The organism is Thermus neutrinimicus (assembly GCF_022760955.1).
GTDB lineage: Bacteria > Deinococcota > Deinococci > Deinococcales > Thermaceae > Thermus > Thermus neutrinimicus.
Genome location: NZ_JAKTNU010000002.1, coordinates 197,107 through 210,620 on the forward strand (window position 1 = coordinate 197,107; position 13,514 = coordinate 210,620).

Here is a 13,514-nt window from a genome sequence, read left to right on the forward strand (position 1 = left end):
ATGGTCCCCCAGGACCCCCCTCCGGTTCCCCCTTCCCCGGGCCAGGCGAAAGGCCACGCCATCGAGGAAAGCCCCGAAACCTTCTTCGCCCGCTTCCGGGCCCACGCCGTGGAGGCCCACCTCTTCCCGGAGCCTTGGGGAAGCCCCGTGCTGGAGGTCATGGTGCGGGGCCAGATGCTCTACGCCTTTGACCGCGGAGCCCCCCCGGCGCCCACGGGGGTGGTGCAGGTGCTCCTGCACGGGGTGGTGCGCCAGGCCAAGCCCCTGAAGGGGGAGGGCTTTTTGGGGCGTGAAGGGGCCAGCTACCGCCTGGGAGGTAAGGCCACCCCCTTGGGGGAAGGGTTTTACCTCCTCGAGGCCCCCGTGCCCGTGCTGGTCTATGCGGAGGTTCCCTTACCCGAGGAGGCAGAGGTCCTCCTCTGGCCCCCCCTGATGCTCTTCCGGGAGTGAGATGCGCTGCGAGTGCGGGCAGAAAAACCCTCCCGAAGCTCGGTTTTGCATGGCCTGCGGCCGGGCCCTGGGAGCCCTTCTGCCCGAGGAGAAACGTTACGTAAGCGTCCTCTTCTACGACCTGGTGGACTCCAGCCGGCACTTCCAGGCCGGCCTGCAGACCGCCTACCACCACCTGCAGGGGGCCCTGGAGGAGGCGGCCCGGGTAGCCCGGGCCAAAGGGGGGTTTGTCCACCGCTTCCTGGGGGACGGGATCCTGGTCCTCTTCGGGGCCCCTAGGGCCCGGGGAAAGGAACCCTGGCGGGCTTTGGAGGCGGCCTTGGAGATGGTGCGCACCTCAAGCCTACCCGCCCGGGCTGGGGTGGCCAGCGGGGAGGTGCTCTGGGCCCCTTTGGGAAACGGCCAGGCGGGGGAGCCCACCGCGGTGGGCCCGGCGGTGGTCCTGGCGGAAAGGCTCAGCAAACTGGCCTCCCCCGGGGAGGTGCTCACCGAACCCCAAACCCTGGCCCTGGCCCCGGGGGTGGAGGCGGAGGGGCTGGGCCCTCGGGAGGCCAAGGGCTTAGGGGCGGTGGAGGTTTTTCGCGTTAGGGCGGTCCGGGTGGAGCTGGGCCCGGAAGGCCAGGCCCTCCTCCGCCTTCTCCAGGAAACCTTTCGCCACCCCCCAGCCCGCCTCAACCTGGTGGGCCCCCCGGGGAGCGGGAAGAGCCTCCTCCTGGAGAAGTTTCTGGAAAACCCCCCTTACCCCGCGGTGGTCCTGGAGCGCATGGGTCCGGAAACCCCCTTGCGCACCACCCTGCGCCAAGCGGTGGAGCGGGCCTTTGGCCGGGTGGAGGCCCTTCTGGCCCTGGCGGAGCTTCCCCCGGAGCTTTCCCTGGCCCTTAGGTACAGCCTGGGCCTCGAGGAAACGGGCCCCGAAGGGGCTAGGTTGGCGGGGGTGGCCCGCCCCCCCTGGGACCGTGAGACCCTGGAGGCGGCCATCAGGGAAGCCTGGAAGGGGATTTTGCAAAACCTGCCCCATCCCCTGCTCCTGGTAGCCAAAAACCTCCACGCCCCCGACCGCACCCTGCGGGAGTTGCTCCGGCATCCCTTCCCCAACCTGATGGTCCTGGTGGAAAGCCGGAGGCCCCTCTTTCACCCCACCCTGGAGGTGGGGGGTCTAAAGGCACCCCCCCTCCTGGCCCTGCAACCCGCCTTGGACGCCCTACCCCCGGCGGAGCGGCAGGCTCTTCTGATCCTGGGGATTACGGAGGAAGCCCGGGCCAGCCTTCCCGAGGAGGAACGGCGCGAAGACCACCTTAGGGAGCTCCTAGGGGAGCTGGCGGGCCCCTTCTCCGCCGCCCGCCTGGAGGAGGAGGGCCTCACCCAAGGGGGCCGGCCCCTGCCCGAGGTGGTCGAAGCAGCCCGGACCCTTGTGCCTGAGGAGCAGGCCAAGGCCTGGCACCGGGCGGCAGCCCGGTTTTACCGGGAGAGGGGAGCCTTCTGGCCCATGGCCCTTCACCTAAAACTGGCCGCGCGGGGGCGGGAGGCCGCCCAGGCCTTCAGGCTCCTGGCCCAGGAAGCTTGGCGACAAGGCCGGCCGGAACGGGCCATACCCCTTTACCAAAAGGCCCTCGAGGCCGCCCCCCCACCCTGGCGGGAAGCCCTGGGAAAGGAGCTTCAGGACGCCCAGGCCTCCTTGGGCCAAGGGGAGGAAGCCCCAGGGGGCCCCAGGTCCCAAGACCCCATCCTGCAAGCCTTCCGGCAGGCCCAAAACCCCCTCGCCCTCCTTCCCCTCCTCCCGGGCCTCAAACCCTACCCCGTGGAGGAGGCCCAGGCCCGCCTCCAGGTGGCGGGGGCCCTGTGGCGGGCCTTCCAGCCTCGGCGGGCCTTGGAAGTGCTCACCGAGCCCCATCCCCTGGTCCCCGCCCCCCTACGCCTCCACCGGCTAAGCCTAAGGGCAGGCCTCCTCATGGACCTGGGCCGCTACGAGGAGGCGGAGGCCCTTTTGGCCTTAGAACCCGAGGGGGACCTGGAGGCCCAAACCCGCTACCACGCCACCCGGCTCCGCCTCCTTTTGGAAACCGGCCGCCTGGGGCAGGCCCTGGAGGAAGGGGAGCGGGTCTACCGGGAGGCTTCCCACCCCTGGCTGGCGGCAGCCCTGCTTTCCGCCTGGACCCTCAAGGGGCAGTTTCGGGAGGACCTCTTCCAGGAAGCCCTGAAGCACCCCGACGGCAAGGGCCTGGGCATCCTGGCCCTGGCCCACCACCGCTGGCAGAGGAGCCTGGACCCCACCCCCCTCCTCAAGGAGGCCCTGCGGGAGGCGCGCCGGCTTTCCAACCCCTACGTCTACCACCTGGCCCTCACCTCCCTGGCCCTGTACCTGTGGCCCAAGGCCCCCAGGAAGGCCCAGGCCCTCTCCCAGTACCTCCTCTACCAGACCCACCGCACGGGATTCGCGGTGCACCTGGAGGTGGCCAGGCTCCTCAGGGCCCAGCTCCTCCGGGAGGAAGGGGAAAAGGTGGACCACCTCCTAAGCTTCACCCCTTCCGTGCCCCTAACCCAGGTCTGGCACGCCTTTCTGGCGGGAAGCGAGCCGGAGGGCACCCTCCGCGGCTACGGTATCCTGGGAAGGTGGGTCCGCGGGCTTTGGCGTAAGCGGGGGGCAGGATGGACACGGCACAAGCGGTAGAGGCCATCAAGCGCCGCCTCTCCCTAAAGGAGGTGGTTTCCCGGTACGTGGTCCTGAAGCCCGCAGGCCGCGGCCGCTGGAAAGGCCTCTGCCCCTTCCACCAGGAGAAGACCCCCTCCTTTTACGTGGACGAGGAGAAGGGGCTCTTCCACTGCTTCGGCTGTAAGGCGGGAGGCGACCTTTTCGCCTTCGTGGAGAGGATCGAGGGCCTGGACTTCCTGGGGGCCCTGGAGCGCCTGGCGGAGGAAGCGGGGGTGGAGATCCCCAAGGCGGGTAGCCCCCTCAAGCGCCGGGAGCTTCTGGACGTGCTAAAGCTGGCCCAGGAGTACTTCCTGGAGGGGCTTAAGGCCTCCCTCGAGGCCCAGGAGTACCTGAAGGGGCGGGGGCTTTCCCCGGAGAGCCTCGCCCGCTTTGGCCTGGGCTATGCCCCGGCCAGGGGGGACGGCCTCCTCACCCACCTGAGCCGGCACGGCATCAGCCCGGAGGAGGGCCTAAAGGCTGGGGTCCTGGCGGAAAAGGACGGGCGCTTCTACGACCGCTTTAGGAACCGCATCACCTTCCCCATCAAGGATCACCTGGGCCGGATCGTGGCCTTCACGGGGAGGGCCCTGGGGGAGGAAACCCCCAAGTACCTGAACTCCCAGGAAACCACCCTCTTCCGCAAGCGGCAGGTGCTTTTCGCCTACCCGGAGGCCAAGGCCAAGCTACGCCAGGGACGGGCCATCGTGGTGGAGGGGCTTTTTGATGCCATCGCCCTGCACCAGATGGGCTTCACCGAGGCGGTGGCGGTCTTGGGCTCGGGGCTTTCCGAGGACCAGGCCCGCCTTTTGGAGATGCAGGAGGTGAAGGAGGTCTACCTGGCCTTTGACTCGGACGAGGCCGGGCAGAGGGCCACCCTGCAGAGCCTGGACCTCTCCTTGGCCCGGAAATTCCTCTTCTATGCGGTGCGCCTGCCAAGCAAGGACCCCGGGGAGCTTCTCCTCCTCCCCGAGGGCCCGGCCCTCTTCCAGAAGGCCCTTGAAGAAGCCCTTCCCGAGGTGGAGTTCCGCTTCCAGGAGGCCACCCGGGGCCTGGACCTGACCCGTCCCGAGCACAAACGAAAGGTCCTGGAGGCCCTCACCCCCAGGATGCTCTCCCCCGAGCCCTTCGACCCCGTGGCCGACCGCCTCAAGGCCCTGGTGATGGAGCGGTTGGGCCTTCCCCTGGGCCAGCTGGAGGACTACCTGGCCAGCCTCAAGCGGGGCCGGCGCCCACCCCCCCAACCCCCCAAGGCCGAGCCCAAAAACCGGGTGCTCCTTTTGGAGCTGGACGTGATAGCCCTCCTCCTCTCCCTGCCGGAGGAGCGCTTCGCCCAGTGGGTGCACCACACGGCCCTCCACGTCTGGCCCCCGGAAGGCTCCTTGCTCTCCGAGTTCCTGGAGCTGGCCAGCCGCGAACCCCGCCGGGACTACCTGCGCCAGGTGCTAAGCCGCAAGGAGGCGGGGGGCATCCTCCTGGAAAGGCTCATGCTGGTTCCCCCTGTGGACGAGCCCCGATTCCCCGAGATCCTGGAGAAAACCCTGGCCCGCCTGCGGGAAGCCTACTACCTGGAGCGTCGGACCAGGCTGAAGGAGGAGCTCAGCCGCAATCCCAGCCTAGAGATTCTGCGGGAAATCCAGGAACTGGACCAGGCCATAGAGGCGGAACGGCGCATCTACCGGAAGCTTTAGGGTAAAATCCTCCTGGGCATGGGCCCAAGGAGGTAAAGGATGAAAAGCCCGGTTCGTGTGGCGGTCACCGGCGCTGCAGGCCAGATCGGTTACAGCCTTCTTTTCCGCATCGCCGCAGGCGAAATGCTGGGGAAGGACCAGCCCGTGATCCTTCAGCTCCTGGAGATTCCCCAGGCCCTGAGAGCCCTGGACGGCGTCATCATGGAGCTGGAGGACTGCGCCTTCCCCCTTTTGGCGGGGATCGTGGCCACGGATGATCCCAAGGTGGCCTTTAAGGACGCCGACTACGCCCTTTTGGTGGGGGCGGCCCCCAGGAAGGCAGGCATGGAACGCCGTGACCTCCTGGAGATGAACGGCAGGATCTTCACCGAACAGGGACGGGCCCTGGCCGAGGTGGCCAAGCGGGACGTCAAGGTCCTGGTGGTGGGCAACCCCGCCAACACCAACGCCCTCATCGCCTACAAAAACGCACAGGGCCTTGACCCGAAGAACTTCACCGCCATGACCCGGCTGGACCACAACCGGGCCAAGGCCCAGCTTTCCAAGAAGACGGGGGTCCCCGTGGACCGGATCCGCCGCATCGCCGTGTGGGGCAACCACTCCTCCACCATGTTCCCCGACCTCTTCCACGCGGAAGTGGACGGGAAACCCGCCTTGGAGCTGGTGGACATGGAGTGGTACGAGAAGGAGTTCATCCCCACCGTGGCCCAAAGGGGAGCGGCCATCATCCAGGCCCGGGGAGCCTCCAGCGCCGCCAGCGCCGCCAACGCCGCCATCGAGCACATCCGCGACTGGGCCCTGGGCACCCCTGAAGGGGACTGGGTTTCCATGGCCATCCCGTCGGATGGCGCCTACGGGGTTCCCGAGGGGATCGTCTACTCCTTCCCCGTCACCGCGAAGGACGGGCGGTATGAGATCGTCCAGGGCCTGGAGATAGGCGACTTCGCCAGGAAGCGGATGGAGATCACCGCAAAGGAGCTTCTGGACGAGATGGAACAGGTGAAGGCCCTAGGGCTAATCTAGGGCCTGGCCGGACCTCCGCCCAGGCCTTTGGCCTGGGCGGGGTCAGGTTTTGGGCCAGACCTCCGGGGCCCAGGGATAGACCACCCAGGCCTCCGTGGCCTCCGCGTACACGTCGGGTTGGTCCGGCACCCGGTTTCGGCCGGGCTTGAAGTGCAGGGTGGCCACCAGGGGAAACCCGCCCGCCTGCCGGACCCTGGCCTTCACCGCCAGGGCCGTCCGCCCCGAATCCCATACGTCATCCACCACCAGAACCCGCTTGCCGAAAAGCAACGGGTCCGGCGGAAACTGCAAGAACACGGGCTCAGGAAGGGTTTCCTCCCCCTCGTAGAACATCACCGCCGCCGTGAGGATGTCCCGAGCCCCCAGGGCCTGGGCCAGAAGGGCGGTGGGGATGAGCCCACCCCGGGCGATCCCCAGGATGAGGTCAAACTCCTCCTCCTGAAGCCTACCGGCCAGATGGCGAACCAGGCGAAGGAGCCCCTCCCAGGAAAGGAAGTGCCTTTCCATTAGGGCCTATCCAGCTCGAAGGCCTGGTGCACCGCCTTTAAGGCGGCCTCCGCGTACTGGGCGGGGATGATGACGGAGATGCGCACCTCGCTGGTGGCGATCATCTCGATGTTGGCCCCGGTGGAGGCCACCGCCTGGAACATCCTGGCCGGGATCTCCGGGGCCGAGGCCAGGCCCACCCCCACGATGGACACCTTGGCGATATCGGGGCGGAGAAGGGCCTCTCCCCCGATCTCGGCCAAAACAGGCTCTAGGGCCTCGAGGGCCTCCTGGGCGAAATCCTTCTTCACGGTGAAGGCCATCTGCTGCCGGGAGGGATCGTGCCCGGGAACCCCCTGGATGATCATGTCCACGGCAATACCCCGCTCGGCCAGGGCCTGGAAGACCTTGGCGGCGATCCCCGGCTGGTCGGGGATACCGATAAGACCGATCTGGGCGTGGTCCAGATCCAGGGCCACACCCGTCACCACCTTGCCCATTTCCATGTTGACCTCCTTCACCAGGGTACCGGGGTTATAGGAGAAGCTGGAGCGCACGTGGAGCACCACCCCGTAACGCTTGGCATAGTACACCGCCCGGGGGTGAAGGACCCTGGCCCCCAGGGCAGCCATCTCCAGCATCTGGTCGTAGCCGATCACCTCCAGCTTCCGGGCCTCGGGAATCAGGTGGGGGTCCGTGGTGTAAACCCCTTCCGTGTCCGTGTAGATCTCGCACTCCTTGGCCCCCAGGGCAGCGGCGATGGCCACGGCGGTGGTGTCCGACCCCCCCCGGCCCAAGGTGGTGATCTCCCCCTCGGGGGTGGTGCCCATGAAACCGGCGATCACCGCCACATACCCTCCTTCCAAAACCTCCTGAATGCGGCTAGGGTTCACCTCGAGGATCCGGGCATCGCCAAAGCGGCCATCCGTGACGATGCCAATCTGGTGTTGCACAAAACCCTTAGCCGGGATGCCCATGGCCCAAAGCTGCATGGAAAGGAGGGCCACGGAAACCTGCTCCCCGGTGGTGGTGAGGAGGTCCAGCTCCCGGAAGGGCGGTCTCGGGTTCACCCGCTTGGCCAGGGCGATGAGCTCGTCGGTGGTGTGGCCCATGGCGGAAACCACCACCGCCAGCCTATGCCCCTTTTCCCGGTAATGGGCGATGCGCTGGGCCACCTTGTGGATGCGCTCCAGGTCGCCCACGGAGGTGCCGCCATATTTTTGCACGACCAGGGACACGCTTGCCTCCTTTCCGCCCAAGGGGCGGCTTGAAAAGGAATAGTATCACATTTGCCCCTTCACCCCAAGCCCCGTATCCTTGGCGTGTGGGCATGACCCTAGCGGAGTACCACCGCCTCACCCCCCTGCCCCGGCCCGGGGGGGTGCTTTACGTGAAGCCGGGGGCCCGGGGGTACCGGGACCCGGTTTACGAGGCCCTCCAGGCCGCCGTGGCCCCCTTTGGCCAAAGAGCCTTGGACCTGAATCCCGGGGTGGGTCTGGCCAGCCTGCCCCTGGAGGGCCGGATGGAGGTGGCGAGACTGGAAACCTCCAGGGCCGCCTTCCGTTGCCTTCAGGCCAGCGGCCTCGAGGCCCGCCTGGCCCCTCCTTGGGAGGCGGAGGAAAACGCCTTCGACCTGGTGGTCCTGGCCCTGCCCGCAGGCCGGGGCACCGCCTACGTGCAGGCCACCTTGGCGGCTGCCGCCCGGGCCTTGAGGATGGGGGGGCGGGCCTACCTGGCTGGGGACAAGAACAAGGGCTTTGAGCGCTACTTCAAGGAGGCCCAGGCCCTTCTGGGCTACGGCACGGTCCTAAAGCGGGTGGGCCCGGTGCGGGTGGCCCTTTTGGAAAAGGAACGGGAAGCGCCACCCCTACCTCCCCTCTGGCACCAGTTCCAGGCAAGGCTTTTGGGGGAGGCCTTGGCCTTCTTTCACCTTCCTGGGGTCTTTTCCGCAGGGAAGGTGGACAGGGCCTCGGTGCTTCTCCTGGAAGCCCTGCTGGGGGAGGTGGGCCGGGAAGGCATCCAGGGCAGGCGCATCCTGGACCTGGGGGCAGGCTACGGAGCCCTCACCCTGCCCCTGGCCCGGCTTGGGGGGGAGGTGACGGCCCTCGAGGACGACCTGGTCTCGGTCCTTTCCTTGGAAAGGAGCCTGGCGGAAAACCGCCTTACCGCCCGGGTGCTCCACTCCGACGTGGACGAGGCCTTGACAGAAGGCGAGGTATTTGACATCATAGTTACGAATCCCCCCTTTCACGTGGGGGGAGCGGTCATCCTGGATGTGGCCCAGGCCTTCGTGGAAGCGGCGGCGGCCCGGCTGAAGCCGGGCGGTGGGTTTTTCCTGGTGGCAAACCCCTTTCTCAAGTACGAACCCCTACTGGAAGAGCGCTTTGGCGCTTTCAGGACGCTTTTGGTGAGGGAGTACAAGGTGCTTTTCGCCGAGAAGGCCAAACGGGGATGAAAACCCCAAGGAGGGAGGTCTGCGTTGAAGAAGACCAAGAGCAAGGTGAAGCAGGTTGCCGCTCACGAAGAGGAAAAGGTGGCCCTCCAGACCCAAGAACCCGCCACCGCCACGGAAAAAATCCCCAAGGCGGGGTCTAAGGGAGACACCTCCAAAAACCGGAAGAAGGCCCCACCGGCCCCCCTGGAGGCAGACGGGGAAACCCCTCCTGAGGAGGAGGTAGCGGCCGTGGCCCAGGATTCCCTCCCAAGCCCCCTCGAGGAGGCCTTGGAGGAACCCCACCTGGAGGCGGAGGAGCCCGACCTTGCCCCCGAGATCTTCCTGGACGAGCCCTTGGATCCCATAGCGGACGAGGGCTACCTGGAAGCCGACGACCTCCTCCTCCCCGGGGAAGGTCCCTCCCCGGACTACCTGGGCGGGGTGGAAGAGGAGCTCTTCGAGGAAGAGGAGGAGCTCGCCCTGCCCAAGGTTTCCACCTCCGATCCCGTGCGCCAGTACCTGCACGAGATCGGCCAGGTCCCCCTCCTCACCTTGGAGGAGGAGATCGAGCTGGCCAGGAAGGTGGAGGAGGGGATGGAGGCCATCAAAAAGCTCTCCGAGGCCACGGGGCTGGACCAGGACCTGATCCGGGAGGTGGTGCGGGCCAAGATCCTGGGGACGGCCCGCGTCGCCCAGATCCCCGGCCTAAAGGAGAGGCTGGACCCCAAGACGGTGGAGGAGATTGACCAAAAGCTCAAAAGCCTTCCCAAGGAGCTTAAGCGCTACCTGCACCTCGCCCGCGAGGGGGAGGCCGCCAGGCAACACCTCATAGAGGCCAACCTGAGGCTGGTGGTGTCCATCGCCAAAAAGTACACCGGCCGCGGGCTCTCATTCCTGGATCTGATCCAGGAAGGTAACCAAGGCCTCATCCGGGCCGTGGAAAAGTTCGAGTACAAGCGGCGCTTTAAGTTCTCCACCTACGCCACCTGGTGGATCCGCCAGGCCATCAACCGAGCCATCGCCGACCAGGCCCGCACTATCCGCATCCCCGTCCACATGGTGGAGACCATCAACAAGCTCTCCCGCACCGCCCGCACCCTCCAACAGGAACTGGGCCGCGAGCCCACCTACGAGGAGATCGCTGAGGCCATGGGCCCGGGCTGGGACGCCAAGCGGGTGGAGGAGACCCTCAAGATCGCCCAGGAACCCGTTTCCCTGGAAACCCCCATTGGGGACGAGAAGGACAGCTTCTACGGGGACTTCATCCCCGACGAGAACCTTCCCTCCCCCGTGGACGCCGCCGCCCAGAGCCTCCTGGCGGAGGAGCTGGAAAAGGCCCTTTCCAAGCTCTCCGAACGCGAGGCCATGGTGCTGAAGCTCCGCAAAGGGCTGATCGACGGGCGGGAGCACACCCTCGAGGAGGTGGGGGCCTACTTCGGGGTCACCCGGGAGCGGATCCGCCAGATTGAGAACAAGGCCCTGAGGAAACTCAAGTACCACGAGTCCCGCACCCGGAAGCTCAGGGACTTCCTGGATTAGCCAAGGGCGAGGGGAAAACGGGCCACCTCCTGGAGGTGGCCCTCGTTCTCGTCCCGCACCAAGGCCACCTCCCTCACCCAAAAGGAGCGCCTCGGGGATGGAGGAAGCTCTTTTGCCAGCCTCCTCGCCTCCTCCTCGGATAGCCCCAGGGCCAAGGTGATGTGGGGTAGGTAGCTGGGCCCCTCGATCTCCTTCAGGGGCGGGGCCAAGGGCTCCAGGGCGTGGTAGAGGCGCCGGAAGGGGGTACCCCCGTAGGCCCTCAGGTAGACCACCCCCTGGGGGAAATACCCCCACCCCCCGAGGCGCAGGCGAAAGGGGGCATGGCCCCGAAGAATCCCCGCAAGGGCGATCTTCAGGGCCTCCTCCTCGTAGGGCCAATCAAAGGGCTGGCGCAGGTTAAGGTGCGGGGGGCCGAAGCCCCTGATCCCATGGGAGGCCTGAAGCTCCTCCAAAAAACGCCTCAGGTCCTCCGGAGGCCACACCAACACCCCATACACGCCGTCAGTATACCCGCTGGGCCTACCCAAGCCCTCATCGGGTGGGCTCGAGGAAACCCCCCTCTACCCCGCTTTCCAGGACATATTACCCTTGACTTAAGCGCTAACAGGGGTGTGAACTATCCTTGTAAGGAGGTGGCTTTATGAAAAGAGCCCTACTGGCCCTGCTGGCCCTTGGTCTGATGGTGGCCTTGTCCAACAAGGAGGCCATCCAAAAGGAGTGGGAGCAAAGCGCCCACAACAACGGGGTGATGGGGGCCAAAACCCTGAGCGTGGCCACGGTGGAAGCCCGGGCCGAGGCCGCCGCCCACTGCGCCCGTTGCCACAGTGAGCAGGGCTTCATCGCCTGGCTGGATCAGCTCAAAAAGGGCAACCCCGGGAACCTGGTGGGCCCGGACGGCAAGCCGGCCACTGTGGACTACCTCAAATCCCTGGGCCTGACCAGGGATCAGGTGAAGCCCGTCACCTGCAAGGCCTGCCATGACGAGGACGGGGATCTGCGCCTGGCCAACGACACCCCCATACTTCCCTCGGGGTTTAAGGCCACGGCCGTGGGCAACGCCGCCCTGTGCATCACCTGCCACAACAGCCGAAACGGCCGCATCGCCTGGAACACCGAGGACCCAGGCCGCTACACCTACCCCCATGCCTCGAGTCAAGGGGACGTGATCCTGGGCAAAAACGCCTTCTTCGTAGACGACTCCAAGGAGTGGCCCAACCCCCACGCCTTCTTCACCGGGAACGCCTGCTCCACCTGCCACATGAGCCTGGCGGGGACCGGGGAGTATTCCAGCCACACCTTCAAGACCCCGGAAAACCTCTGCGCCTCCTGTCACGGCGCCAAGTACACCAAGGAAATGGTCCAGGAAAACACCGCCCACCTCCTCTCCCTACTGCGCAGCAAGGTAAACGCCCGGGTACTTGCAGTTAGGGACCGCATCAAGACCGTGCGGGCCTACCACCCCGAAACCGGCCAGTTCATCCCCAACACCCCGGTAAAGGCCCCGGTTTACCGGGTAGAGATCGTTTCCATCGCCGGGCAGATCGCCTTCAAGATGACGCTCACCGACGGCACCGTGCTCCACAGCCAGCTTGGGGACATCCGGGACGAAAAGGGCCAGCCGGTCTTCCCCACCAAGGACCCCATCGTCCGGGCCAGTTGGAACTACCTGCTCTTGGAGAACGACGGCTCCAAGGGCGTGCACAACCCCACCTACACCCGCGCCGTCCTCCTGGCCACCCTGAACGCCCTAGAGTGATCCCCCTGCGGTGGCCCCGGGGGATGTCCCCCGGGGCCATTGGCCTTAACATGGGAGCGTGAGCCGCACCTACCTCTACCGGGGCCGCATCCTGAACCTGGCCTTAGAGGGCCGCTATGAGATTGTAGAACACAAGCCCGCGGTGGCCATCGTAGCCGTGCGGGACGGAAGGATGCTCTTCGTGCGCCAGCACCGCCCGGCGGTGGGACTCGCTCCTCTGGAGATCCCCGCAGGGCTCATAGAACCCGGAGAGGACCCCCTGGAGGCTGCCCGCCGGGAGCTGGCCGAGGAAACCGGGCTTGCGGGGGATCTTGCGCCCCTTTTCAGCTACTACGTCTCCCCGGGCTTCACCGACGAAAAGACCCACGTCTTCCTGGCCAGCAACCTGAGGGAGGCCCAGGCCACCCCGGACGAAGACGAGGAGATCCAGGTGGTCTGGCTGGAGCCGGAAAAGGCCTTAGAGATGCACCAGAAGGGCGAGGTGGAGTTTTCCGCCACCGGCCTGGTGGGCGTGCTCTACTACCATGCTTTTCTCCGAGGTCGCTGACGTTCCCCAGGGGGCCAAGGTGGTGGCGGTGGGCTCCTTTGACGGGGTGCACCTGGGCCATCAGCACCTTCTCCACCAGGCCCTGGCCGAGGCCAAAAGCCTCCACCAGCCCCTCCTGGTCTACACCTTTGACCCTCCCACCAAGGTCTTCACCCGGGGAGAAGGGTTCCTGATGGACCTAACGGAGAAGGTGGAGGCCCTCAGGGCCCTCGGGGTGGAGCTGATCCTGGCGGTGGCCTTCAACGAAACCTTTGCCCAAAGGGAGGCGGGGGAGTTCCTGGAGGACCTCAGAAGGCTTGGAGCCAGCCGCATCTATGTGGGGGAAGACTTCCGATTTGGCAAGGGCCGGGGCGGTGGCCCGGAGGATCTGGCCCAGGTGGCCCCGGTACGCACCGTTCCCCTTCTAACCCTGGGAGGGGAACCGGTGAAGAGCAGCCGCATCCGTGCCCTTTTGCAAGAGGGCCGGGTGGAGGAGGCCCGCCACCTTCTGGGCCGGCCCTATGGGGCCTATGGGGTGGTGGTGGAAGGGGACAAGCTGGGGAGGAGACTGGGCTTTCCCACCGCCAACCTGGCCGTCCATCCGCAGAAGATCCTCCCGCCAGGGGTGTTTGCGGTGGAGGCCCAGGGATCCTTTGGCCGCCACAGAGGGGTGGCCAACGTGGGCACCAGGCCCACGGTAAACGGCATGGAAAGGAGGCTGGAGGTGCACCTTCTGGGCTTTGCCGGGGAGCTTTACGGGGAGGAGATGCGCCTGTCCTTCCTCAAGCGCCTGCGGGAGGAGAGGCGCTTCGAAAGCCTCGAGGAGCTCAAGGCCCAGATCGCCCAGGATGTGGCCTCGGCCCGGGCCTTCTTTGGCCTCTAGGTGGCCCTTCCCTTCCGGGGACATCCTTCCCCAAGGAACC

The 13,514-nt window shown here is 66.5% G+C and carries 12 protein-coding genes; 9 read left to right on the forward strand and 3 right to left on the reverse strand.

The features are described 5' to 3' along the window. Genes L0C59_RS02935 through L0C59_RS02950 form a run of 4 tightly spaced genes read left to right on the forward strand, consistent with a single transcriptional unit; the run spans position 1 to position 5,850 of the window. Positions 1–450: a hypothetical protein gene (locus tag L0C59_RS02935; RefSeq protein WP_243089722.1), complete on the forward strand. Its 450-nt coding sequence runs from the start codon at positions 1–3 to the stop codon at positions 448–450. A gap of 1 nt (position 451) precedes the next feature. Next, positions 452–3,118 (forward strand): AAA family ATPase, encoded by a 2,667-nt coding sequence (locus L0C59_RS02940; protein WP_243089723.1) that lies wholly within the window; start codon positions 452–454, stop codon positions 3,116–3,118. Next, entirely contained in the window at positions 3,097–4,827 is a 1,731-nt protein-coding gene (dnaG, locus tag L0C59_RS02945; protein ID WP_243089724.1) for a DNA primase, read from the forward strand. The genes L0C59_RS02940 and dnaG overlap by 22 nt, the downstream gene beginning before the upstream one ends. Before the next feature lie 39 nt (positions 4,828–4,866). After that, positions 4,867–5,850, forward strand: coding sequence for a malate dehydrogenase (locus tag L0C59_RS02950; RefSeq protein ID WP_243089725.1), 984 nt, complete (start codon positions 4,867–4,869; stop codon positions 5,848–5,850). A 42-nt stretch (positions 5,851–5,892) separates the two neighbouring features. Here the strand turns inward: L0C59_RS02950 and L0C59_RS02955 are convergent, their stop codons facing one another. Continuing rightward, positions 5,893–6,357 carry a phosphoribosyltransferase gene (locus L0C59_RS02955; protein WP_243089726.1) on the reverse strand — a complete coding sequence of 155 codons (465 nt, stop codon included), beginning with the start codon at positions 6,355–6,357 and terminating at the stop codon, positions 5,893–5,895. After that, positions 6,357–7,574: an aspartate kinase gene (locus L0C59_RS02960; RefSeq protein ID WP_243089727.1), complete on the reverse strand. Its 1,218-nt coding sequence runs from the start codon at positions 7,572–7,574 to the stop codon at positions 6,357–6,359. The genes L0C59_RS02955 and L0C59_RS02960 overlap by 1 nt, the downstream gene beginning before the upstream one ends. A gap of 92 nt (positions 7,575–7,666) precedes the next feature. Here L0C59_RS02960 and L0C59_RS02965 point away from each other — a divergent pair, with 92 nt between their 5' ends. Beyond that, the gene (locus L0C59_RS02965) at positions 7,667–8,791 is read left to right on the forward strand and encodes a class I SAM-dependent methyltransferase (protein WP_243089728.1); all 1,125 of its coding nucleotides are present in this window, start codon (positions 7,667–7,669) and stop codon (positions 8,789–8,791) included. A gap of 24 nt (positions 8,792–8,815) precedes the next feature. Beyond that, entirely contained in the window at positions 8,816–10,309 is a 1,494-nt protein-coding gene (rpoD, locus tag L0C59_RS02970) for an RNA polymerase sigma factor RpoD (RefSeq protein WP_243089729.1), read from the forward strand. On the opposite strand, the gene L0C59_RS02975 is transcribed toward rpoD, so the two are convergent. Beyond that, positions 10,306–10,806, reverse strand: coding sequence for a 2'-5' RNA ligase family protein (locus L0C59_RS02975; RefSeq protein ID WP_243089730.1), 501 nt, complete (start codon positions 10,804–10,806; stop codon positions 10,306–10,308). The two genes, rpoD and L0C59_RS02975, sit on opposite strands and share 4 nt — an antisense overlap. A 143-nt stretch (positions 10,807–10,949) precedes the next feature. Between L0C59_RS02975 and L0C59_RS02980 the strand changes: the two genes are divergently transcribed. From L0C59_RS02980 to ribF, 3 genes are read left to right on the forward strand one after another with little or no spacing between them, the layout of a single operon-like run. Continuing rightward, the gene (locus tag L0C59_RS02980; RefSeq protein WP_243089731.1) at positions 10,950–12,065 is read left to right on the forward strand and encodes a cytochrome c3 family protein; all 1,116 of its coding nucleotides are present in this window, start codon (positions 10,950–10,952) and stop codon (positions 12,063–12,065) included. A 58-nt stretch (positions 12,066–12,123) separates the two neighbouring features. Continuing rightward, on the forward strand, positions 12,124–12,612 hold the full coding sequence (locus L0C59_RS02985) for an NUDIX domain-containing protein (protein WP_243089732.1): 489 nt from the start codon (positions 12,124–12,126) through the stop codon (positions 12,610–12,612). Further along, entirely contained in the window at positions 12,590–13,474 is an 885-nt protein-coding gene (ribF, locus tag L0C59_RS02990; RefSeq protein ID WP_243089733.1) for a riboflavin biosynthesis protein RibF, read from the forward strand. Before L0C59_RS02985 ends, ribF begins: the two co-directional genes overlap by 23 nt. Positions 13,475–13,514: the final 40 nt, after the last annotated feature.